The sequence below is a fragment of the Mycobacterium sp. genome (assembly GCF_019243155.1).
GTDB lineage: Bacteria > Actinomycetota > Actinomycetes > Mycobacteriales > Mycobacteriaceae > Mycobacterium.
The window spans coordinates 1-22,863 of sequence record NZ_JAFAUS010000009.1 but is presented as its reverse complement, the minus strand read 5'-3'; the positions used below and the strand labels follow the sequence as shown (position 1 = coordinate 22,863).

The 22,863-nt window shown below is 66.6% G+C and carries 20 protein-coding genes and 1 pseudogene; 12 read left to right on the top strand and 9 right to left on the bottom strand.

The genetic code is table 11. The features are described 5' to 3' along the window. Positions 1 to 561 (bottom strand): TetR/AcrR family transcriptional regulator (locus tag JOZ00_RS00590; RefSeq protein ID WP_293338399.1); only part of this gene is annotated, 561 nt, incomplete at its 3' end. Between the two features lie 89 nt (positions 562 to 650). Here JOZ00_RS00590 and mshB point away from each other — a divergent pair. The 4 genes from mshB (at position 651) to JOZ00_RS00570 (ending at position 5,716) form a co-directional block, all read left to right on the top strand. Beyond that, the gene (gene mshB / locus JOZ00_RS00585; RefSeq protein WP_293338398.1) at positions 651 to 1,559 is read left to right on the top strand and encodes an N-acetyl-1-D-myo-inositol-2-amino-2-deoxy-alpha-D-glucopyranoside deacetylase; all 909 of its coding nucleotides are present in this window, start codon (positions 651 to 653) and stop codon (positions 1,557 to 1,559) included. 92 nt (positions 1,560 to 1,651) lie between these two features. After that, complete coding sequence (locus tag JOZ00_RS00580; RefSeq protein WP_293338396.1) at positions 1,652 to 2,113, top strand: hypothetical protein; 462 nt, start codon at positions 1,652 to 1,654, stop codon at positions 2,111 to 2,113. Between the two features lie 172 nt (positions 2,114 to 2,285). After that, on the top strand, positions 2,286 to 4,892 hold the full coding sequence (locus tag JOZ00_RS00575; protein ID WP_293338394.1) for a bifunctional FO biosynthesis protein CofGH: 2,607 nt from the start codon (positions 2,286 to 2,288) through the stop codon (positions 4,890 to 4,892). A gap of 50 nt (positions 4,893 to 4,942) precedes the next feature. Beyond that, positions 4,943 to 5,716 carry a maleylpyruvate isomerase N-terminal domain-containing protein gene (locus JOZ00_RS00570; protein WP_293338392.1) on the top strand — a complete coding sequence of 258 codons (774 nt, stop codon included), beginning with the start codon at positions 4,943 to 4,945 and terminating at the stop codon, positions 5,714 to 5,716. 13 nt (positions 5,717 to 5,729) lie between these two features. Here JOZ00_RS00570 and JOZ00_RS00565 read toward each other — a convergent pair whose 3' ends face one another. Beyond that, positions 5,730 to 6,062, bottom strand: coding sequence for a hemophore-related protein (locus JOZ00_RS00565; protein WP_293338390.1), 333 nt, complete (start codon positions 6,060 to 6,062; stop codon positions 5,730 to 5,732). Between the two features lie 385 nt (positions 6,063 to 6,447). Here JOZ00_RS00565 and fdxA point away from each other — a divergent pair, with 385 nt between their 5' ends. The 6 genes from fdxA to JOZ00_RS00535 all read left to right on the top strand — a co-directional run bounded on the left by fdxA (position 6,448) and on the right by JOZ00_RS00535 (position 13,134). Next, the gene (gene fdxA, locus JOZ00_RS00560; RefSeq protein WP_293338388.1) at positions 6,448 to 6,774 is read left to right on the top strand and encodes a ferredoxin; all 327 of its coding nucleotides are present in this window, start codon (positions 6,448 to 6,450) and stop codon (positions 6,772 to 6,774) included. An 11-nt stretch (positions 6,775 to 6,785) separates the two neighbouring features. Continuing rightward, positions 6,786 to 7,895 (top strand): succinyldiaminopimelate transaminase, encoded by a 1,110-nt coding sequence (dapC, locus tag JOZ00_RS00555; RefSeq protein WP_293338401.1) that lies wholly within the window; start codon positions 6,786 to 6,788, stop codon positions 7,893 to 7,895. Positions 7,896 to 7,998: 103 nt separating this feature from the next. Beyond that, entirely contained in the window at positions 7,999 to 10,362 is a 2,364-nt protein-coding gene (locus JOZ00_RS00550; RefSeq protein WP_293338386.1) for an amino acid permease, read from the top strand. A gap of 487 nt (positions 10,363 to 10,849) precedes the next feature. Next, on the top strand, positions 10,850 to 11,545 hold the full coding sequence (gene cysC / locus JOZ00_RS00545; protein ID WP_293338384.1) for an adenylyl-sulfate kinase: 696 nt from the start codon (positions 10,850 to 10,852) through the stop codon (positions 11,543 to 11,545). Positions 11,546 to 11,554: 9 nt separating this feature from the next. Next, positions 11,555 to 12,820, top strand: a complete 1,266-nt coding sequence (gene sat / locus JOZ00_RS00540) for a sulfate adenylyltransferase (RefSeq protein ID WP_293338382.1) — start codon at positions 11,555 to 11,557, stop codon at positions 12,818 to 12,820. Continuing rightward, the gene (locus JOZ00_RS00535) at positions 12,817 to 13,134 is read left to right on the top strand and encodes a hypothetical protein (protein WP_293338380.1); all 318 of its coding nucleotides are present in this window, start codon (positions 12,817 to 12,819) and stop codon (positions 13,132 to 13,134) included. The genes sat and JOZ00_RS00535 overlap by 4 nt, the downstream gene beginning before the upstream one ends. Here the strand turns inward: JOZ00_RS00535 and JOZ00_RS00530 are convergent. The 3 genes from JOZ00_RS00530 to JOZ00_RS00520 all read right to left on the bottom strand — a co-directional run bounded on the left by JOZ00_RS00530 (position 13,131) and on the right by JOZ00_RS00520 (position 17,240). Next, positions 13,131 to 13,808: a GAP family protein gene (locus JOZ00_RS00530; protein WP_293338378.1), complete on the bottom strand. Its 678-nt coding sequence runs from the start codon at positions 13,806 to 13,808 to the stop codon at positions 13,131 to 13,133. The two genes, JOZ00_RS00535 and JOZ00_RS00530, sit on opposite strands and share 4 nt — an antisense overlap. 31 nt (positions 13,809 to 13,839) lie before the next feature. Further along, positions 13,840 to 15,567, bottom strand: coding sequence for a fatty-acid--AMP ligase FAAL21/FadD21 (gene fadD21 / locus JOZ00_RS00525; protein ID WP_293338376.1), 1,728 nt, complete (start codon positions 15,565 to 15,567; stop codon positions 13,840 to 13,842). 74 nt (positions 15,568 to 15,641) lie between these two features. After that, the gene (locus JOZ00_RS00520) at positions 15,642 to 17,240 is read right to left on the bottom strand and encodes a helix-turn-helix domain-containing protein (RefSeq protein ID WP_293338374.1); all 1,599 of its coding nucleotides are present in this window, start codon (positions 17,238 to 17,240) and stop codon (positions 15,642 to 15,644) included. A gap of 81 nt (positions 17,241 to 17,321) precedes the next feature. Between JOZ00_RS00520 and pruA the strand changes: the two genes are divergently transcribed. After that, complete coding sequence (pruA, locus tag JOZ00_RS00515) at positions 17,322 to 18,953, top strand: L-glutamate gamma-semialdehyde dehydrogenase (protein WP_293338372.1); 1,632 nt, start codon at positions 17,322 to 17,324, stop codon at positions 18,951 to 18,953. Further along, complete coding sequence (locus JOZ00_RS00510) at positions 18,953 to 19,936, top strand: proline dehydrogenase family protein (RefSeq protein WP_293338370.1); 984 nt, start codon at positions 18,953 to 18,955, stop codon at positions 19,934 to 19,936. Before pruA ends, JOZ00_RS00510 begins: the two co-directional genes overlap by 1 nt. Here JOZ00_RS00510 and JOZ00_RS00505 read toward each other — a convergent pair. From JOZ00_RS00505 to JOZ00_RS27630, 4 genes and pseudogenes are all read right to left on the bottom strand, one after another. Further along, complete coding sequence (locus JOZ00_RS00505; RefSeq protein WP_293338368.1) at positions 19,930 to 20,541, bottom strand: TetR/AcrR family transcriptional regulator; 612 nt, start codon at positions 20,539 to 20,541, stop codon at positions 19,930 to 19,932. The two genes, JOZ00_RS00510 and JOZ00_RS00505, sit on opposite strands and share 7 nt — an antisense overlap. Then, positions 20,538 to 21,608 (bottom strand): zinc-binding dehydrogenase, encoded by a 1,071-nt coding sequence (locus JOZ00_RS00500; protein ID WP_293338366.1) that lies wholly within the window; start codon positions 21,606 to 21,608, stop codon positions 20,538 to 20,540. The genes JOZ00_RS00505 and JOZ00_RS00500 overlap by 4 nt, the downstream gene beginning before the upstream one ends. A gap of 11 nt (positions 21,609 to 21,619) precedes the next feature. Continuing rightward, positions 21,620 to 22,789: a lipid-transfer protein gene (locus tag JOZ00_RS00495; RefSeq protein WP_293338364.1), complete on the bottom strand. Its 1,170-nt coding sequence runs from the start codon at positions 22,787 to 22,789 to the stop codon at positions 21,620 to 21,622. After that, positions 22,786 to 22,863, bottom strand: a pseudogene (locus JOZ00_RS27630) (acyl dehydratase); the annotation flags it as partial. The gene JOZ00_RS00495 and the pseudogene JOZ00_RS27630, both read right to left, overlap by 4 nt.

Genomic DNA, 22,863 nt, shown 5'->3' with positions numbered 1-22,863 from the left:
CGCCAGTTCCCGCCGGCTCGGCGGGTCCCCGTTGATCAGGAAATGGTGATTGATCAACGCCGGCCCGATACTCCGGGTGAACGGGGTGATCGCCTCTGGATCCAGGTCGCCGTCGTCGACGGCGGTCTGCAGGATCGTATCGACGATGCTCAGCCGCGGACGCACCACCGCGTCGGCGAAGATGGCCCGCATCTCCGGCTCGTGCAGGAGTTGCTGGATGACGTGCAGGCCGGGAAAAGCGGTCTTGCCTGCCAGCACGTCGCGGTGAGCGACGAACACAGCCAGCAACTTCTCCCGGGCCGACCGGCCGGAGCGCGCCTCGGGCAGTGGCGGCAACGCGAAAACCAGAGCGGCGTGCACCAGCTCGCACTTGGTGTCCCAGCGCCGGTACAGCGCGGCCTTGCCCGTATGTGCGCGCGCCGCAATCCCTTCCATCGTCAGCCCGCTGTATCCCACTTCCGCGAGTTCGGCCAGGGTGGCCTCGTACAGGGCGCGTTCGAGAACCTCACCGCGCCGGCGGCTCCGGCTGACAGTTGTGGCTGATTCGGTGAGTTGCGGCATTTCTCGATAGTAGCCGTGCGCGTTCCTATTTGCTGCACTCTTGTGGAACAGCCGCAAGGCCGGCAAGCGTTGCAGGTAGGGTGCCGTCCATGCCTGAGACGCCGCGGCTGTTGTTCGTCCATGCGCATCCCGACGACGAGAGCCTCAGCACCGGCGCCACCATCGCCCATTACGCCGCCCGGGGTGCTCAGGTGAAGGTCGTCACCTGCACGCTCGGGGAGGAGGGCGAGGTCATCGGGGATCGGTGGGCCGAGCTGGCCGTGGACCGCGCGGACCAACTCGGCGGCTACCGCATCGGTGAGCTGACCGCGGCGCTGAGAGCACTGGGTGTCGACGGCCCCGAGTATCTGGGCGGCGCGGGACGCTGGCGCGACTCCGGGATGGAAGGCACCGAGAGCCGGCGTCGCCGCCGGTTCATCGACGCCGACGAGCGCGAGGCCGTCGGCGCGCTGGTCGCCATCATCCGCGAACAGCGCCCGCACGTCGTCGTCACCTACGACCCCGGGGGCGGCTACGGCCATCCCGATCACGTCCACACCCACGTTGTCACCACGGCCGCGGTCAGCGCGGCCGGCTCGAGCGGTGCCGGCTACCCCGGCGAACCCTGGACCGTGCCGAAGTTCTATTGGTCGGTCTTTTCGACGAGCGCATTCATGGCGGCCATCAACGCGCTCACCGCGCAGGATGTGCTGCCCGACTGGTCGAGAGCGCCCGAAGAGGAGTTCACCTTCGGGTTCGCGGACGGCGATATCGACGCCGTCGTCGAGGCGGATTCCGCCGCCCACGCCGCCAAGGCGGCGGCACTCGCCGCGCACGCCACCCAGGTGGTCGTCGGACCGACCGGTCGCGCCTGCGCACTGTCGAACAACCTCGCGCTGCCGATCGTCGGGCAGGAACACTATGTCCTGGCTGCCGGCGCCGCGGGGGAGCGCGACGAGCGCGGTTGGGAAACTGATCTGCTTGCGGGGCTTGATTTCACCGCGGTCCCGACGCGGTAGGCTGCCAATCAGGCAGCCACGTAAGGATTTCGCATGGACCCCGACCTGGACCCTAACTTGCAGCACTGGCAGGACCGACTCGACAGCTTGCAGTGGGTGATCGGCTCGATTCTCTCCAACGTCGACAGCGTTCCGACCTGACCGAAACCAAGCCGCGCGCCGCATCGGTCGAAGACGCCGGCGCGTCAGACCCCGCCATTCGTTTCGTTGTCTTGGCCCTGTTGGCCGTCGACGGGGTCCTCTCCGCACTAGCCGGGGCAATGCTGCTGCCGTTGTACATCGGCTCGATTCCCTTTCCCATCAGCGGATTGATCAGCGGGCTGGTCAACGCCGCATTGGTGTGGGCCGCAGGCAGATGGACCCGGTCACCGCGGCTGGCCGCGCTGCCCCTGTGGACGTGGCTGCTCACGGTGGCGGTGATCAGCATGGGAGGCCCCGCTGACGACGTCATCCTGGGCGGTCGCGGCGTGCTGGCCTACGGGGCTCTGCTGTTGATCGTGCTCGGTGTCACGCCGCCGGTCTGGGTGTTATGGCGGCACAACCGGAGCGGCTGATGTTCTCAGTACTGGGCGGTACTCTCCTCGGCGCCGGGCCGGGACGCCGCCGCCCGCCGGGATGGGCCTGCCGCTACTGTTGACTGTTGCGCATGTGGGACCTGCCATCTGCGTCAGGGTTCACATGTTGGGACGCACGGATGAAATTCGATCGTGGGGAAGTTACACGAAGGTGCCGCTGACTCCGGGCGAGGAGCCTACCGCTCTTCCTAATCTTGTTGTTCCGCCTCGCGCCCCGACTGGGGGCAACGCGTCGAAGGCGTCTGCTTCGGCGTTGCGACGGGTCCTGCGACGGGCTCGAGACGGCGTTGCGCTCAATGTCGATGAGGCAGCGATCGCGATGACCGCGCGCGGTGACGACCTCGCGGATCTGTGCGCCAGCGCAGCGCGGGTGCGCGATGCCGGGCTGGAGTCGGCCGGACGGCGTGGCCCCGGCGGCGGCCTGCCGATCACGTATTCGCGCAAGGTCTTCATCCCGGTCACCCATCTGTGCCGCGACAGCTGCCATTACTGCACTTTCGTCACCGTGCCGGGCAAGCTGCGCGCGCAGGGGGCCGGCATGTACCTGGAACCCGACGAGATTCTCGACATCGCCCGCCGCGGGGGTGAACTCGGTTGCAAGGAAGCACTATTCACCCTCGGCGACCGGCCCGAGGACCGTTGGCCCCAAGCGCGCGAATGGCTTGAAGAGCGGGGCTATGACTCCACGTTGTCCTACGTGCGGGCGATGGCCATCCGGGTGCTCGAGGAGACCGGGCTGCTGCCGCATCTGAACCCCGGGGTCATGAGTTGGTCGGAGATGGCGCAGCTCAAGCCCGTGGCACCGTCGATGGGCATGATGCTCGAGACGACATCGCGCCGGTTGTTCGAGACCAAAGGCCTTGCGCACTACGGTAGTCCGGACAAGGACCCGGCGGTGCGGCTGCGCACTCTGACCGACGCCGGCCGGCTGTCCATCCCGTTCACCACCGGCCTGCTGGTCGGCATTGGCGAGACGCTGGACGAACGCGCCGATACCCTGCACGCGATCCGCAAGTCGCACAAGGAGTTCGGTCACGTCCAAGAGGTGATCGTGCAGAACTTCCGGGCCAAGGAACACACCGCCATGGCGACGGTGCCCGACGCCGGTATCGAGGACTACCTGGCGACGGTGGCCGTCGCGCGCTTGGTGCTGGGCCCCGGCATGCGCATCCAGGCGCCGCCGAACCTGGTGTCTCGCGAGGAGTGCCTGGCGCTGGTCGGCGCCGGGGTCGACGACTGGGGCGGGGTGTCTCCGTTGACGCCCGACCATGTCAACCCGGAACGGCCCTGGCCCGCGCTGGACGAGCTGGCGACGGTCACCGCCGAGGCCGGCTACGAACTGGTGCAGCGGTTGACCGCCCAGCCCAAATACGTCCAGGCGGGCGCGGCGTGGATCGATCCGCGCGTGTCCGGACACGTTATGGCACTGGCCGATCCGGCGACGGGTCTGGCCGCCGACGTCATCCCGGCGGGGCTGCCCTGGCAGGAGCCCGACGACGTCGGGTCCTCGGGTCGCATCGACCTCAACGCGGCGATCGACTCCGAGGGCCGCAACACCGAGACCCGCAGCGACATCGAGAGCGCCTTCGGCGACTGGGAGTCGATCCGCGCGCACGTGCACGAGTTGGCCGCCCAAGGCGCCAAAGCTCCAGAACGCCTAGACACCGATGTGCTCGCCGCGCTGCGTTCCGCGGAGCGCGATCCGGCGGGCTGCACCGACGGCGAATACCTGTCGCTGGCCACGGCCGACGGGCCTGCGCTGGAAGCCGTTGCCGCACTGGCGGATTCGCTGCGCCGCGACACGGTCGGCGACGACGTGACCTTCGTGGTGAACCGCAACATCAACTTCACCAACATCTGCTACACCGGCTGCCGGTTCTGCGCGTTCGCGCAGCGCAAGGGCGACGCGGACGCGTATTCGCTGTCCACCGACGAGGTCGCCGACCGGGCGTGGGAGGCGCACGTCGAGGGCGCCACCGAGGTGTGCATGCAGGGCGGGATCGACCCCGAGCTGCCGGTCACCGGTTACGCCGACCTGGTCCGGGCGGTCAAGGCGCGGGTGCCGTCGATGCACGTGCACGCGTTCTCGCCGATGGAGATCGCCAACGGCGTCACCAAGAGTGGGTTGAGCCCGCGCGAGTGGCTGATCGGATTGCGCGAGGCCGGGCTGGACACGATCCCCGGCACGGCCGCCGAGATCCTCGACGACGAGGTGCGCTGGGTGCTGACCAAGGGCAAGCTGCCGACCTCGATGTGGATCGACATCGTGACCACCGCACACGAGGTGGGTCTGCGGTCGTCGTCGACGATGATGTACGGGCACGTCGACAGCCCACGGCACTGGGTTGGCCACCTGAACGTCTTGCGCGACATCCAGGACCGCACCGGCGGTTTCACCGAGTTCGTGCCCCTGCCCTTCGTGCACCAGAGTTCACCGTTGTATCTGGCCGGCGCGGCGCGTCCCGGTCCGACCCACCGCGACAATCGCGCGGTGCATGCGCTGGCGCGAATCATGTTGCACGGCCGCATTTCCCAGATTCAGACCAGCTGGGTCAAGCTCGGTGTCGAGCGCACGCAGGTGATGCTCAACGGCGGCGCCAACGACCTGGGCGGCACCCTGATGGAGGAGACCATCTCGCGGATGGCGGGCTCGGAATACGGGTCGGCCAAGAGCGTCGCCGAGCTGACCGCGATCGCCGAAGGCATCGGCCGGCCCGCCCGCCAGCGCAGCACCGACTACACACCGTTGGCGGCCTAGTCACCCGTTGTTGCGCGTTGCTGTCGTAGGCCTCGGGTATACCCGAGACCGTGAAGCAACACATCGAAGACGATCGATTTCCCGAATGGCGGCCGTTCGTCGAGGCGGTTCAGGAGCGCCGGCCCGACACCGGCACCTGGTGTGAAGCCTGGACAGTGCGCGACATCGTCATCCATCAGGCCGGAAACGCCGAGGAACTCGCGCGTGTGCTGGGCGCTCACCTGGCGGGCGAACCCGTCGGCACCCGCAGTTTCGAGGAACGCGAGGCGCCGCTGCGCGCCCTCGGCGACGCGGATCTGTGGGACGCGCTGGCAGACCGGATGGCCAACCTGAACCGGGTCGCCGCCGCGGCCGAAGAGGTGCCGGCCGACACCGACGTCGCATGGACGGGCCGCACCATGAAGGTGCCCTGGTTCGCCGAGCACATGCGTGAGGAGCTCGTCCTGCACGGCTGGGACATCACCGGAGACCGCGATACGCCAACCGCTTTCCAGACGGCGCTGGCCGAGCCGTGGATGACGACGCACAGCGTCGTCGCGGTCGGCCGGCCACTGCTCGCCAAGGGGGCCAAGCAACTTCAGCCGGGTGAGCGGATCGAGGCACGGCTCCGGGTGGCCCACGGCGACGACGTCTTGGTCAGCGCCGACGTGGACAGCACCACTATCGGACTCACCGATCCCGAAGGCCCGGCCACATTGGAAACCGATGACGCGGCGCGGGTGCTGCTGTTATGGGGGCGCAGACCAGGCGACCCGACGCGGATCTGTAGCCGCGTCGGGCCGGAAGCCCTAGGCCAAGTGCGCCGCCTGCTCAGCGGCTATTGATCGTGCGCTTGACTCAGTAGTTGTTACAGCTGGTCATGACCGCGTTGACGGTCCCGAAGTACTTCGCTGCCCCCGGCATGGCTGCCGCTTGGTCAGCCATCTGCTGACGCTTCGGCGGCGGGGCGGCCAGGAAGTTGCGCAAGAAGCTCTGCGCCATCGGCGATTGATTGAACTGCGCGGCGGCGGCCGGATCGCTCGCATTGAGCGCCGCCATCACCTGCCCGTAGTTGCAGGTCGTGTTAACGGCCGGACTCCAGTCGTCCGCAGACGCGACACCGCCGGCGGCGGTCAGCGCTATGACCGCTCCGCCAGCCGCAACGGCCAGTTTGGTCAACGACAGCCTCATGTGTGGACACCTTCCCCAGTTAATGCACCGCTAGTAACGGCTTCGACATCAGCTTCGACCTCTGCCCAGCGGTTGCCGTCTTCGTTGAGGCTACCAGGCTCGGAGAACCTGTCTTCATCGCAAAGGATATCGGGCCGCAGCGACACGATGTAACTATGCGCAGGTCAGAACCCTGCCGATACTGTTCGCCCTCGGCGAAAGGGGGCCGGCTTGCACCGACCGAGACTGGCAGTCTTAAATCTGCAATGACCCGGGCGTGCCGAGTGGTTGACGTGTATATGCAACGTCTAGTATCAGTAACCGAGAGCTCTAGCCTGAAGCGGCCCCGAAACGCCGCGGCGACCCAACAGCAGCCCACATCGAGCAGTACATGGAGGAGACGTCTGTGACGTACACCATCGCAGAACCATGCGTCGACATCAAAGACAAAGCGTGCATTGAAGAGTGCCCGGTCGACTGCATCTACGAGGGCGCGCGGATGCTGTACATCCACCCCGACGAGTGCGTCGACTGCGGGGCTTGCGAGCCGGTGTGCCCCGTGGAAGCCATCTATTACGAAGACGACGTGCCCGAACAGTGGAGCCAGTACACGCAGATCAACGCCGACTTCTTCGCCGAGCTCGGATCGCCGGGCGGGGCGGCCAAGGTCGGCATGACCGAGAACGACCCGCAGGTGGTCAAGGATCTGCCACCGCAGGGTGAGGACGCCTGAGCGGGCCGGTGCTGCAGAAGTCCGGCCGCCCGCCCGTTTCGGCGTCCCTGCCGGAGTTCCCCTGGGACACGTTGGCGGACGCGAAGGCGTTGGCCAACGCCCACCTGGATGGAATCGTCGACCTGTCGGTCGGCACCCCGGTCGACCCCGTCGCGCCGTTGATCCAGGACGCGCTGGCGGCCGCGGCCGCGGCGTCCGGCTATCCCGCCACCGCGGGCACCCCCACGCTGCGTGAAGCGGCGGTCGGCGCCCTGGCCCGCCGCTTCGGGATTACCGGGCTGACCGAGGCCGCGGTGCTGCCAGTGATCGGCAGCAAGGAACTCATCGCCTGGTTGCCGACGCTGCTGGGTCTGGGGCAGGCGGACGTGATCGTGGTGCCCGAGCTGGCGTATCCGACCTACGACGTCGGGGCCAGGCTCGCCGGAGCGCAAGTGCTGCGGGCGGACTCGCTGACCCAGCTCGGCCCGCAATCACCGGCGCTGTTCTACCTGAACTCGCCGAGCAACCCGACCGGGCGCGTGCTGGGTGTCGATCACCTGCGCAAGGTCGTCGGGTGGGCACGCGACCGCGGAGCCGTGGTGGCTTCCGATGAGTGCTATCTCGGCCTGGGGTGGGATTCCCAGCCGCTGTCGGTCCTGCATCCCTCGGTCTGCGAGGGTGACCACACCGGACTGCTCGCGATTCACTCGCTGTCGAAGAGCTCGTCGCTGGCCGGCTACCGGGCCGGCTTCGTCGCGGGTGACGCCGACCTGGTCGCTGAGCTGCTGGCCGTGCGCAAACACGCCGGGATGATGGTGCCGGCACCGGTACAGGCGGCCATGGTTGCGGCCCTGGATGACGATGCCCACGAGTTGGCGCAGCGGCAGCGTTACGAGCGCCGGCGGGCCGCGCTGCTGCCCGCGCTGCGCGCGGCCGGCTTCACGGTCGACCATTCCGAGGCGGGCCTTTATCTATGGGCCACCCGCAACGAGTCATGCCACGACAGCGTCAGCTGGCTCGCGCGGCGTGGAATTTTGGTGGCGCCCGGCGATTTCTACGGCCCACGCGGATCGCAGCATGTGCGGGTCGCGCTGACGGCCACCGATGAGCGGATCGACACGGCAGTGCAGCGCCTCGCCTAATTTGGCACGACCTCGCTTGCGGTGGCGAGTGGAGATGCAGAATGCTTCTTCAGGCGTTCGCGCGCACTTTTGCGTGCACAACACTGGGTTAAGGATGGTGGGCGTGACGACTTCGGCCAGCAAGCTGCGCATTCCACTGTCGGTCGGGGACGTGGCCAGGCGAGTGTTCCTGGGCAAGCCGCTGATCACGGAGGACATCAGTTCCGAGAAGCTCTCGAATGGGGTTGCGCTCGGCGCGCTTTCACCGGACGCGGTCTCGTCGGTCGCGTATGGCCCCGAACAGATCCTGATCGAGCTGCTACCCCATGCGGGGCTTCTCGCCTTCGCCCTGTTGCTTCCCATCACCGGTGTCATCCTGTTGATCCTGGTGTTGGTGACCGCCTCGTATCGGCAGGTGGTCATGGCCTACACCCGGGCGGGCGGCTCCTACATCGTCGCGCGCGACAACTTCGGCCCCCGGGTGGCGCAGGTCGCGGCCGCGGCGCTGTTGATCGACTACGTGGTGACGGTTGCGGTGCAGTCGGCGGCCGGAACGGTGGCTGTGGTGTCGGCGATTCCGGTGCTGGGCCCGTACAGCCTCGAACTCACGGTCGGCGTGGTCCTGCTGATCTGCTACGCGAACCTGCGTGGCTTGAAGGAGGCGGGACGGCCGTTCGCGGTGGCTACCTACTCCTTCGTCGTCATGGTCGGCCTGACCATCGTGGTGGGCGTCGTGCGCGCGATATCCGGGAACCTGCCGGTATACGATCCCGCGCACATGCCCGGGACCGTGCCGGTTCACCAGGGCAACGGGCTTGTGATGGGCGCGACGATTCTGGTGCTGCTGCGCTCGTTCGCGAACGGGGGCTCGTCGTTGACCGGGGTCGAGGCGATCTCCAACACGGTGGACTATTTCCGAAAGCCACAGGGCCGCAATGCGCGTCGAGTGCTTACCGCGATGGCCACCATCCTCGGCCTTCTGCTTGCCGGTGTCGCCTATCTGGCCCACGTCACGCACGCCACGCCGTATCTGACCGAATATCCGTCGGTGCTGTCGCAGGTCGGCCGGGCCGTCTTCGGCAAGGGCGCAGTCGGCGACGTCTTCTATGTTCTGGTGCAGGCGGCGACCGCCGCCATTCTGTTCACCGGCGCGAATACCAGTTTCAACGGATTCCCGGCCCTGGCCAGTTTCGTTGCTGAAGACCGCTTCCTGCCACGTCAGCTTATGAAACGTGGGCATCGCCTGGTGTTTTCGAACGGCATCATCACGCTCGCGGCGTTGTCGTTGCTGTTGCTGGTGGTGACCGGCGGCTCGGTCAACGCGCTGGTCCCGTTTTATGCGATCGGCGTGTTCACCGGCTTCTCGATGGCCGGCTACGGGATGACCAAACACCATCTCACCCATCGCGAACCCGGCTGGCGGCGCCGGCTGGCGATCAACCTGTCCGCGGCGATCCTGTCGACGATCGTGGTCGGCATCTTCGCGGTGGCGAAGTTCACCGAGGGCGCCTGGCTGGTCGTCGTCGTCTTCCCGCTGCTGGTGTTCATGCTGATGCGGCTCAACCGCGAATATCGCGCGGAGGCAGCGATTCTCGAGATGTTCCGCACCGACCGTCCGGAATTGGTGAAGTATTCGCGGCACCAGGTGTTCGTGTTCGTCGACTCCGTCGACCTCGCGGTGATCGAAGCGTTGCGCTACGGCAGGGGACTGCGGGCCGACGAGCTGACCGCGGTGCACTTCATGATTGACCCGGCCCATGCCGCGCAACTGCGAAACCGTTGGGACCACTTCGAACTCGATACGCCGTTGCGGATCGTGGACTGCCCGGACCGGCGGCTCAGTCGGGCCTCGCAGCTGCTGGTGGCGAAAGCGCGCAACGCACATCCGCGTACCAACGTGACCGTGCTCCTGCCGCGTCGGACATTCGCGCGGCTGTTGGGTCGACTGCTGCACGACCGCACCGCGGACAAGATTTCCCGCGCGGTAAGCCTCATCCCCGACGCAGCCGCCACGATCGTTCCCTACGACGTCGAGTCGCGCGTGAAGCTGGCCTACCCCGACACCGTCGAGCAACGTATCGCGAACGAGGTCGACAAGATCCAGATGTGGGTGTCCCAGGACGAGGACAAGAGTGTGGACGCCTACGAACACCCCGAGCGGCCGCGGTCGGTGATCATGGTGGCCGGTCTGATCTCCGGGCAGCGCGCCACCATCGAGGGTCGGGTCAGCGAAGTCGAAGACGTCAACAACCGCGGGCGCACGCTGCGGCAGATCGTCGTCGGAGACAACAGCGGGGAGATGACCATCAGCTTTCGCCCCGGCCACGGCGGCGCCGAGGTCCAGCCCGGCCAGCTACTGCGGATCACCGGGAAGGCCCGCCAGTCCGGCACCCGGGCCATCACGATGGTCGACCCCGACTATCAGGTCGTCGAGGATCCCGCGAGCGACGGTGAGTCCGGGGACTCCCAGGAATCGAGCAAAAGCTAGTCTCCCGCTGCGCTTTCGCGCGACCGGCGGCCGTGCCAACGGCATCGCAGCACAACTGCAGGTCAAAAAAGTATCGTAAGTTGACCATCTTAGCTTGTAGAGTGGTTGAGATCGGGTTTGACTGGGACAACGCAACTGCGGTTTCTCGCCGGCTGAGCGCGCGGCGAGGCGTGACGCGGAGGATGTCAGTGGCCATTGGGATTTCGCCAACGCGGCCGATCGGTCACTGCGCACTGCCATTCGATCTGGCAGGTCCTAAAGGTGCACTTCTTGTCCTCGATCTGATAACGGTGGGCTGCGACGGTGCCGTTTGCGCCGGTGACCTGCAAGATCGTCGCGCGTTGCCCGGCCCGGTCGGCGACGAGCGACTCGACCGCGCCCCTCGACCGTCCTGTCTCGCGGCCATCACCTGCGAAGGAGTGGGTACGAATTGAGTGCAGCCGCACGTCGTCTCGCGTTGTGCGTGGAGTCCCCCTAGGAGCTAGCAGTGTCGAACAACATCACCTGGCACGACCACCAGATCAGTCGTGGTGAACGCGAGAGTCTCAACGGCCACAAAGGCTGCGTTATCTGGTTCACCGGCCTCAGCGGTAGCGGCAAGAGCACGGTGGCCAATGCGGTCGAACAGAAGCTGTTCGACCGCGGCGTAAGAAGTTATCTCCTCGACGGCGACAACGTCCGCTATGGGCTCAACGCGAGTCCCGACATCCTGCAGGAGCGGCACGGGTCCGAGTTTGCAGCGCGGTTCGGGCTGGGATTCTCCGCGGCGGACCGCGAGGAGAACATCCGGCGTATCGGCGCGGTGTCGAAGTTATTCGCCGAGGCCGGGCTCATCGCGCTGACGGCCTTCATCAGCCCGTACCGTCGCGACCGCGACGCGATCCGGGCCACGCTCGACAACGGCGATTTCCTGGAGATCTTCATCGATACTCCGATCGAGATATGCGAACAGCGCGACCCCAAGGGCCTCTACAAGAAAGCCCGGGCCGGAGAGATCAAGGGTTTCACCGGGATCGACGATCCCTACGAAGCGCCGCTGCGGCCGGAACTACGGCTCGAGGGCGGACAAAAGGATGCCGAAACGCTGGCCGCGGAGGTGGTTTCGCACCTCGAGAAGTCCGGCGTCATCCCGGCCGCCGCTCGACATCAACAGCTGTCAAATGCCAACGGCGAGAACAAATGAGGTCATGACATGAGCTATACGGGGCACAACGGGAAACCGATCGTGGAGCGCGTGTCCACGGAGAACGCCGCCGCCCGGATCAAGGGCCTGCCGCGGATTCCCATTTCGAAGGCCACCGCGCACGAGGTGATCAGCCTGTCGTACGGGTTCTTCACGCCGCTGACGGGATTCATGGGACGCCAAGAGGTCGACGGCACCCTGGACAAGCTGGCGCTGCCGGATGGAACGCTGTGGAGTATCCCGATCGTCTTCGACCTGGCCGCGGACGACATCGAGAAGCTGGGGATCGAAGAAGGCGCCAGCGCCGTGCTCGAATACCTCGACGCCCCCATAGCCACCTTCGACGTGACCGAGATCTACGAGTACGACCTGCAGCGCCTCGCCGAAAAGACCTATGGCACAACCGATCCCCGGCACCCGGGGGTGAAAAAGACGCTGGCGTATAAGAACCGGTTCATCGGCGGGGACATCACGCTGATCAACGAGCCGGTCTTCAACGAGCCGTTCAAAAGCTTCTGGCTCACTCCGAAGCAGCACCTGGACGCGCTGGCGGAGAAGAACTGGAATCACGTCGTCGCCCATCAGACCCGCAACGTGCCGCACACCGGCCATGAGGCGCTGATGAAGCAGGCGTGGCTGGCCGCGAACGAAGACGCACCCGTGGACAACCTGAACACCGGTGTGCTCGTCAACGCCATTATCGGCCAGAAGCGGGTGGGGGACTACATCGACGAGGCGATACTCCTGACCCAGGACGCGCTACGCACCAGTGGGTACTTCCGGGAGGACGTCCACAAGGTGACCTTCACGCTGTGGGACATGCGATACGCGGGCCCGCGCGAGGCGATCTTCCACGCGATCCTGAGAACCAACCTCGGATGCACCCACCACATGTTCGGGCGCGACCACGCCGGCGTAGGCGATTTCTACCACCCGTACGACTCGCAGAATCTGCTGCAGGAGCACAGGTCGGAGCTGGACATCAAACCGGTGTTCCTCCGCGAGAATTGGTATTGCCCGCAATGCCAGGAGGTGACCAACTCCGCCCTGTGCGGCCACGAATCGCAGGCGCAGAGTTTCAGCGGCAGCCTGATCAGAAGCATCCTGACGGACGAGGTCAAGCCCACCCAGAAGGTCATGCGCCACGAGGTGTTCGAAGTGGTGATGGAATCCGCGATCAAGTACGGCCAGGGCTCGCCGTTCGTCACCGAGGAATATCTGGAGGACAGGCTGCCGGTCTTCACTCTGAATCAGTTACAGGGAACAAAATCGTGAGCGGCAACGAGGCGAAAATCAAGGTCAACGTGTGGATCAACGAGGAACGGCTCGAGGCGCTGCACAACGCCGGGATGGCCGGTTCGGCGAAGGAAGCCTTCGCCGGCATGAAGCTCCTGGAGATCTACACCACCGAAGAGCAGAAGGACATTGTCCTGCAACGCTTCCCGGGGGCAAAGTACGATTCCGCAACCACCAAGTCCATTGAGCTGCTCCCCAAGAACGCCAAGGACAGGCTGCTGGAGCTGTCGATCGCGCTGCATTCCACCGGTCCCGACGTGGTGGACCGCTTCCTCGCGGAAGTGCACCGCTAGAGACCGGTCAAGCCGAAGGCGAGCAGGACGGAACCGACCCCGGCGAACAGCGCGACAACCTCGACACGACGTCGCGACCGGATCCAGTCCTGCAGCGCGTTCATCACCGCCAGCGTGGGCTGCGGTGCCAACAGATAAGCGAACACCGGAATCTCCACCAGTGCGAACGCGACGACGTGGAACATCAGCAGCGCGCCCACCTGCTTCGTGACCGCCGCGCCGGACGCCAGGATGATTGCCAGCGCCCCCAGATAGTCCACCGACGGCAGCGCGATCCCGAGTCCGGCAACCCCCGCGACCCACAGCGAGCGCCCGTCCAGCAGTCGGCGGGTCCACGATTCCAGCCTGCCGGGGCCGTCCTCCGATCCCGGCGAGCCGCTTTCGCTGATCCGGTCCGCGAAGATCTTCGCCGCCAGCAACGTGGCGAACAGCAACGCCACCGTGCCGGTCAGGACCTGCATCCGCGGCAATGTGACGTACCCGGAGCCCAGCAGCAGATGCCGGAAGGCGAGCAGGACCACCAGCCCGACGCTCAGCCCCATCGCGAACCCGCCGGACAAGAACGCCAGCAGCTGCAGGATCGGTCGGGGTCGGTTCAGTAGTAACACGGTCATGCCGACGCGGAACGGCTCGAGGCTCATGGCGACGGCCATCACCAGGATGGTGAACAACATTGCGGATTCGATTGCAGCCGTGTGGGTTCGCTCAGGCGTCCAACCGGGTGAACTGCCGGCCGCGGTACTGCTCGACACAGGCGGCCCGCCGGATCTTGCCGCTCGTGGTGGTGGGAATCGACCCGGGCGGTACCAGCACGAGGTCGGCGACGGTGAGGCCGTGCGAGTTTGACACGGCCGCGGTGACGTCGTTCTTGACGATGTCGAGCCGGTCCAGCGCTTCCGCCTCGGAGTCGCCGCGCTGTTTCAGTTCGATGATGGTCACCAATTTCTCCGTCTCGTCCACCGGAACGGAGATCGCCGCAACCCGGCCCCCGGTGATTTCCTGGATCGTTGACTCGATGTCTTCGGGATAGTGGTTGCGCCCGTAAACAATCAGCAAATCCTTCATCCGCCCGACGATGAACATCTCCCCCTCGGAGATGAATCCGAGGTCACCGGTTCGCAGCCAAGGCCCTTCGGGACTATCGAGCGAAGGGCCGTCGAGCACGGCGCCGAAGGTGCGCCGGGTTTCCTCAGGCTTCTCCCAGTAGCCCTCGGCCACGTTCTCGCCGCTGACCCAGATCTCACCGACCGTACCGGCTGGGCACTCGATGTTGGTGTCGGGGTCCACGATCCGCAGGGTCGGCGATTTCGGCATGCCGTAGCTCAGCAGCGGCGAGCCCGTCTCCGGCGAACACCGTTGGGCTCTGCCTTCCGACAGTTTCTCCGGCTCGAAGTGGACGACTTTGGCGCCGGGCGCGCTGCGGCAGGCGACGTAGACGGTCGCCTCGGCCAGACCGTAGGAGGGACGCATCGCCTGCTCGCGAAAGTTGTACGGTGCGAACCGCTTACAGAATCGGTCCAATGTTGCGGGATGGATCCGCTCGGCGCCGCCGATGATGCTGATGACGTTGCCGAGGTCGATCCCCTCGAGATCCGCGTCAGACGTTTTACGGACCGTCAATTCGAAGGCGAAGTTCGGCGCGGCGGAGAAGACGGGGCGTTGCCGGGCCATCGAATGGATCCACCGCGCCGGGCGCTGCAGGAACGCGACGGGACTGGTCAGTTCACCGGGGTAGCCGCCCAAAATCGGTGCAATGACGCCCAAAACCAGCCCCATGTCGTGATAGAAGGGCAGCCACGAGACGATCGTGGTGTCCTGGGGGGCGACGCCGTCATGGTCTGCGAAGTAGTCGGCCATCAGTTGCCGAAAGTTCACTCCCAAGTTGCGGTGCGAGACCATGACGCCGGTCGGCGTGCGAGTGGAGCCCGATGTGTACTGCAAGTACGCGGTGCTCGGAGCGTCGCGGATCTTGATGCTCGATGAACCGGGGCCGTCGCGGTCCGGCGAGTCGGTCTCGATGATGGTCGCCGAGTCCGTTTGCCGCACATGTTCGCCGACGGCTTCGGCGGCTGCGGACGTGGTGAGGACGACAGCGGGCCTGGTGTCTGCCAGGACGGCGGCGACGCGCTCGTCGTGCGAGCCGGCCTGCGGAACCGATAGGGGGACCGCGATCAGTCCGGCCTGCATCGCGCCCAGGAATGCGGCGATGTAGTCGAGGCCTTGAGGAGCGAGGATTACTGCGCGTTCCCCGACGCCGCCGTGCCGTTTGACCTCGTTCGCGACGTTGAGGGTTCGTCGATACAGCTGCGCCCAGGTCAGCGTCTCGGCGACGCCCGCGGTGTCCTGCTCGTAGTCGGTGTACCGGAATGCCAGATCGTCGGGCTGCAGGCCGGCACGTTCGCGCAGCACGGAGACAGCCGACGAGGTCTGCATGCGGGTCAGGTTACCGGTTGCGCTGTCTGGCGCATGTCGGCCGTGAAATGATGCGGAGGCCCCCAGGCCACTCGTTATGCCCTCTCCAAAACCCGCAGCCCCAGTGAAAACAGCAGTCGCACCTCGGGATCGGCCAGCGAGGTCGCCAACAGTGTCTCGATCCGCCGCACCCGGTAGCGGACGGTGTTGGGGTGCACCCGCAACGAGTCCGCGGCCGCGGCGACGTCGCCGAAGCTGTCCAGGTAGACCCGCAGGGTCTCGGCCAGCACCGGATCCTGTGCGCGCAGGCCCGTGATCCGCGGATCGACCAGCCGCTCTTCGCTGCCCACCATGGTGACGATCTCATCGAGCAGTACGGTGGTGCGCGCCTCGGCCAGCGATGTCACCTGCGGAATCGAAATGGGATGGCGCTCAGCGCTATCCAGCACGCGGTCCAGCTCGGTGCGCGCCGCGGCGACCCCGGCCAGACCGCCGACCGGCGCCGCGATGGCGGCCCGCAGCTGCACCCCGAGCTCGGTGCGCATCGCGCCGATGGTGCCGCGGACCCACGAGGTGACCGACCGGGTCGGCGTTGTCTGCGGCAGCAGCACATAGATCCGTGAGCCACGCGAGGCGACTTGGGCATCACTGCGAAAAGCGCTGGCGCTCAGGGCGATTACCTCGGCAAGCCGTGCGTGGCGGGCCGCGGTGCCGGCGGCGTCCCAACCAATCAATGCCGCGGCGCCGTCGTCGGTCAGGCCGAGCTCGCGGGCGGCGGTGGCCACGTCGGCGGGTGCGGTGAGCTCCGGTGCGGCCAGCCCGAGCAACTGCTGGATCCATCGCGCATGTGTCCAGGGGCGGGCTGCCAGGCGGGTCATGATGCGGGCAGCCAGCACCGCCGCGCCCCGCAACATCTCGTCGGCGTCGTCGGCCAGCGGTTGCGAGCCGTGTTGCACCCAGATGGTGCCGGCGAACACCGGTGGTCGCCGCGCGTCGGCGGCGGGCTGGTGGATTCCGATGGCCAGCCGGGGACGCAACCCCAGCTCGGGGCGCTCGGCGACCCGCACCACCTCGCCGCCCGACTGCAGCGCGTCGAAGATGCCCCACTGGCCGATCCACTCGAGGTGCTCCGGCGGGCCCGCCCTGCCCAGGATGGAAAGGCGGCGCAGGTCGTCGGCTTCGTCGTTGGAGGCTGAATAGGCCAGGACGTGCGACTGCGCGTTCTCGATGCTGACCATGCCATGGATGCGCTCGGCCAGCGACTGCGCCAACCCGAACAGGTCGGTGCCCGAGTCGTCCATCGCGTCGGCGCTGTCCCCGTGATGCTCCAGGACGTGATTGACCAACTGGTAGAGCCGTTCCCAGCGGGCCCGCGGCTCGACGGCCACCACCGCCGACCCGGCTGCCACCGCCGCGGCGACCAATGCATCCGGCGGCTCCTTGACGAAGATCGCCACCGGCACCCGGTCGCGCGCCTGTCTGTCCATCCATCCGAGCGCCTCGTCGTCGCTGACTCCCAAAAGGAAGAAGACGTCGGCGGAGCCCGCCGCGGCCGCCAGCCCCAGTCGCACATCATCGGAGTCGATCAGGGCAGCCGACTGCACCGAAAGGTCCAGGCCTCGAGGGGCGTTGGCCAGGCTGACCAGGGTCGCGTCCAGCGCCAGCAACAGCTGGCCCAACCCGACACCCGCCATTGTCCGATTCTACTACTAAGCGGTCTCTGTCTTGTCCGATCAGCTAAACAATTCCAACCTTGCGGCGAGGATCCTGACAAGATGGACGCGATCACCCAGGTGCCGATGCCGGCCAATGAGCCGGTCCGCAACTATGCCCCGCAATCTCCCGAGCGCGCTCGGCTGCGCGCCGAATTGGCCGCGCTGGCCGATCATCCGATCGATCTTCCGCATGTCATCGGCGGCATGCACCGGACCGGCAACGGCAAGCGCATCGATGTCGTTCAGCCGCATAACCATGGCGCTCAGCTGGGCAGCCTGAGTAACGCGGTGCCCGCCGACGCGGCGGCCGCCATCGAGGCGGCGATGGCCGCCAAGAAGTCTTGGGCGGCAATGCCTTTCGACGAGCGGGCGGCGGTTTTCCTGCGGGCGGCCGACCTACTCGCCGGTCCATGGCGGGAGAAGATGGCCGCCGCAACGATGCTCGGCCAATCAAAGTCGGTCTATCAGGCCGAGATCGACTCGCCGTGCGAGCAGATCGACTTCTGGCGGTTCAACGTCGCCTTCGCGCGCCAGATCCTCGCGCAGCAGCCCATCAGCGGCCCCGGTGAATGGAATCGCAGCGAGTACCGCCCGCTGGACGGCTTCGTCTACGCCATCACGCCGTTCAATTTCACCTCCATCGCCGGCAATCTGCCGACCGCACCGGCCCTGATGGGCAACACCGTGATCTGGAAGCCGTCGATCACCCAGACGCTGTCGGCCTATGTGACCATGCAGTTGCTCGAAGCCGCGGGGCTGCCGCCGGGTGTGATCAACCTGCTGACCGGTGACGGCATCGCCGTTTCCGACGTGGCGCTGGCCGACCCGCGGTTGGCGGGCATCCACTTCACCGGGTCGACGGCCACCTTCCAGCACCTGTGGCGACAGGTCGGCGCCAATATCGGCCGCTACCACAGTTATCCACGGTTGGTCGGCGAGACCGGCGGCAAGGACTTCATCGTCGCGCACGCCTCGGCGCAGCCGGATGTGCTGCGCACCGCCCTGATTCGCGGCGCGTTCGATTACCAGGGGCAGAAGTGCTCGGCGGCGTCCCGGGCCTTCGTCCCGCAATCGGTGTGGCGGCGGATGGGCGACAGCTTCCTGGGCGAGACGGCCGCGCTGCGCTACGGCGACGTCACCGACCTGACCAACTACGGCGGTGCCCTGATCGACCAGCGCGCCTTCAGCAAGAACGTCAAGGCGATCGAGCGGGCGAAGGGCGCGGCGCATGTCACCATCGCAGTGGGTGGCGAATACGACGACAGCGTCGGCTATTTCGTGCGGCCCACGGTGTTGCTGTCGGACGACCCGACCGACGAAGCTTTCGCGACCGAGTACTTCGGGCCGCTGCTGTCGCTGCACGTGTATCCCGACGATCAGTACGAACGCATCCTCGACGTCATCGACACCGGGTCGCGGTACGCGCTGACCGGGGCGGTCATCGCCGACGATCGCGAGGCCGTGCTGACCGCGCAGGACCGGCTCCGCTTCGCGGCCGGAAACTTCTACGTCAACGACAAGCCGACCGGCGCGGTCGTCGGGCGCCAGCCGTTCGGGGGTTCGCGGGGCTCGGGCACCAACGACAAAGCAGGGTCGGTGCTGAACATGATGCGCTGGACGTCGGCGCGGACCATCAAGGAGACGTTCGTCCCGCCCACCCACCACGCGTATCCGCACATGGACGCCGACTGATGACCGGCCTGTTCGCCAGCACTTTGCGTCCGGTGATCCTGGCGGCCAGCAAGGGGCACGGGTTGCGCCACACGGCCGAACGGTTGCCGGTTACCCGCAAGGTGGTACGGCGGTTCGTGCCCGGCGAGACCATCGATGCCGTGCTGAACAGCGTTGCCGTGCTTCGTGGTTCGGGCCGCTTCGTCAGCATCGACTATCTGGGCGAGGACGTTGCGGGCATCGATGACGCCAACGCGGCGGTGGCCGTTTACCTGGATCTTATTGAGCGCCTGCGCTCATTCGATGACACCGGCGCCGGCGCCCGGCCGGTGGAGATATCGCTGAAGCTGTCCGCCCTGGGGCAATCGCTGGACCGTGACGGCGAAAAGATCGCCAGGGACAACGCCTATGCGATCTGCGAGGCGGCGCAACGGGCCGGTGTGTGGGCGACGGTGGATGCCGAAGACCACACGACGACGGACTCGACCCTGATGATCGTGCGTGACCTGCGGCTCGACTTTCCTTGGCTCGGACTGGCTTTGCAGGCATACCTGCGGCGCACGCTGGTCGACTGCGAAGAGTTCGCGGCCGCCGGTGCGCGGATCCGGTTGTGCAAGGGTGCCTACGACGAGCCCGCATCGGTGGCCTACCGCGACCCCGCTGCGGTTACCGCGTCGTACCTGCGCTGTCTGCGCCTTTTGATGGCGGGGGCGGGCTACCCGATGGTGGCGTCGCACGACCCGTCGATCATCGATGCGGTGCCCGGGTTGGCTCGTGAAACCGGCCGCGGGGTTGAGGGTTTCGAGTACCAGATGCTGTATGGCATTCGCGACGACGAGCAGCGGCGGCTGGCGGATTCCGGCGCGCAGGTCCGGGTCTACGTGCCGTTCGGCACGCAGTGGTACGGCTACTTCATGCGCCGGATCGCCGAACGGCCCGCCAATCTGAAGTTTTTCCTGCGGGCGCTGGCGCAGCCGGGCGCAGGGGGCCATAAGAGTCACTGAGCGCGACGGGGCCGCGGGCGATCGCCCGCGAATCCGCGCAACACGTGCGCGCGCACGAACTCGGCGACGACGTCGGGATCGTCCATGTTCAGCGTCGATGACGGCGTGCTGAACAACGAAAAGAGTATCCGCGCAAACCATTCGCCCGCGGCGTCTACATCGAGGTCCTTGCGAACCTCGCCGGTGAGCTTGGCTGCCGAGAGGTAGGGCGCGAAGAAGTCGACGCACTCGCGCAACAGCACCGCGGCGTCCTTGGTCAGCAGCAGGCTGATCGCGTCTTCATCGAAGTACTTCTCCGACGCGATGGCGTGCCGCGCCCGCGTCACGAATACCGCTGCCTGGCTGAGCTTTTCCTCCAGCGAGCCGCCGCGGTCGATCGCCGCGGACATCTCCCGGTAGAAGCGCTCGGACGCGTGTTCGGCGCAGGCTTCGATGATCTCGGCCTTGTCGCTGAAGTACTCATAGATCGTGCTGCGGGACACGTTGGCGGCCTTCGCGATGTCCACGATGGTGGCCTTCTGCAGCCCCTGTTTGCCGAAGCAGGCGTACGCGGACTCCACGATCAGATCGCGGGTGTCGGTCGCCGAGGTCGCCTGAGTCGTCACGGGATTAGCGCCCCCCTGGGCACCAACCCGGCATCCGCCGAGGCGAATGCGGCGTTGATGTCGGCCAAATGGAACGGCTCAGGCATCAGCCGGTCGAACGGAAAACTGGTGTGTTCTAGGAATGTCAGGCCGATCGCCAGCGTGACCGGGTCGTAGAGCATCACGCCGCGCACGGACTTGTTGCCGTAGACCAGGGCGCTCGGATCGAGCTCGAAGGTGCGTCCCATGCCGACGTTGCCGACTTCGAGCAGGGTGCCGCCGTTGTTGAGGAAGCCGATGCCCTCGGGTATCACGCCCGGCACGCCGACGACTTCGAGCACCCAGTCGGCGCCGATGCCGTCGGTGCGCCGGTGGACCCACTCGGTGACCTCCGCGGCCGAGATGTCACTCGCGTCGATGCAGTGGGTGGCGCCGAAATCGGAAGCGAGGTCGAGTCGTTCGGCGATCTTGTCGATGACGATGACCTCCGCGGCGCCCGCGGTGCGGGCAACGGCGGCGGCGTTGATGCCCAGCCCGCCCGCGCCCTGGATGACGACTGTGTCGCCCAGCCGGACATCGCGCAGCGCGAAAAGCACCTGAGCGAGCGCGCAATTCAATGGTGCGACGGCCTCGTCGGCGAGGTCCTCTGGCACCTTGTACAGCGGCTGTCGCCGGCTGGTGTAGTAGTACTCGCCGTAGGCGGCGACGAAGTGCGGCGGCTGGTCGTGGGTGCGGTATTCGCCTGCCATCAGGTTCTGGCAGGCGTACGACCGCCCGCGCGCGCACGCGTGACACTGACCGCAGAACCAGAAGTAGGGCGTCACCACGCGATCACCGACGGCCAGCGGCTTGCCGGTCGCGTCGGTGGTCAGGCCGTCGCCGAGTTCGGCTATCTCGCCGACCATTTCGTGGCCCATGGCGAACGGGCAGGGAAGCGGGAGTTCGCCGCGGAAGATGTGCAAGTCGGACCCGCAGATACCGGCCATCCGCAGCTTGAGCGCCGCCGTTCCCGGTGCCGGGGTGGACAGCGGGAATTCGGCCAGCTCGATGGGCCCGCCGTGAGCGGTCAGGAGCGCGAGCCTCGGCATGATGAATCCCCTCAGTCAGCCGGTGCGAGAATCAGCCCGCTGGTCGGAACCCCGGTGCCCGAGGTGACCAGCACGTGCTCGACGTTGTCCACCTGGTTGTGCGACGTCCCGCGAATTTGGCGCACTCCCTCGGTGATTCCGTTCATGCCGTGGATGTATGCCTCGCCCAACAGCCCGCCGTTGGTGTTGATCGGGAATTCGCCACCGAGCGAGAGCCGCTCGATGGTCGCGAAATCTTTCGCTTCACCGCGCCCACAGAAACCGAGTTCCTCGAGCTGAGTGAAGACGAACGGCGTGAAATGGTCGTAGATGAAGGCGGTTTGGATGTCTTGAGGTTTCAGGCCCGAATCACGCCACAGGCGCTCGCCGACCACTCCCATCTCGGGGAGCCCGGTGATGTCCTCGCGGTAGTAGCTGGTCATCATCTCACCGTTGGCCGCCGCGCCCTGGGCGGCCGCGGTGATGATCGCCGGCGGTTGCTTGAGGTCGCGGGCGCGTTCGGCGCTGGTGACGACCAGCGCGACACCGCCGTCGCTTTCCTGGCAGCAGTCCAGCAGCCGCAGTACGGGTTCGACGATCCAGCGCGAATTCTGGTGGTCTTCCAAGGTGATCGGGCGCTCATAGAACCACGCGTCGGGGTTGGTGGCCGCGTGCGTGCGGTCGACGACCGCGATACGCCCGAAGTCCTCGTTCGTAACGCCATAGGCCGACATGTAGCGCTGGGCGTGCATCGCCACCCACGCCGCCGGAGTGATCAATCCGAACGGCGCGTAGTGCGCCATGAACAGCGGGGTTTCCGCGCTGGTGCGCCCGCTGCCGCCGAACCGGAACCCCGAACGTTCGTTGAAGGCGCGCCAGCACACCACCACGTCGGCGACGCCCGTCGCGACCGCCATCGCCGCCTGCACCACGGTGCCGGCGGCCGCTCCGCCGCCGTGATGGACGCGGGAGAAGAAGCTGAGGTCGCCGATCCCCACGTTGCGCGCGATGTCAATCTCGTCGCTGGAGTCCATCGTGAAGGTGACCATGCCGTCCACATCGCCCGGCGCCAGGCCGGCATCGTCGAGCGCGGCGCTGACGGCCTCGCACGCCAATTGCAGTTCACTGCGGCCGGATTCCTTGGAGAACTCCGTCTGGCCGATGCCGACGATGGCGCAGCTGCCGGGCAGCGAACCACTCATGCGGCCGTCCCGTCGAGCAGGCTGACCACCGCGGTTCCCGAGACATGATCGCCGAGGCTGTTGGACGCCTTGAA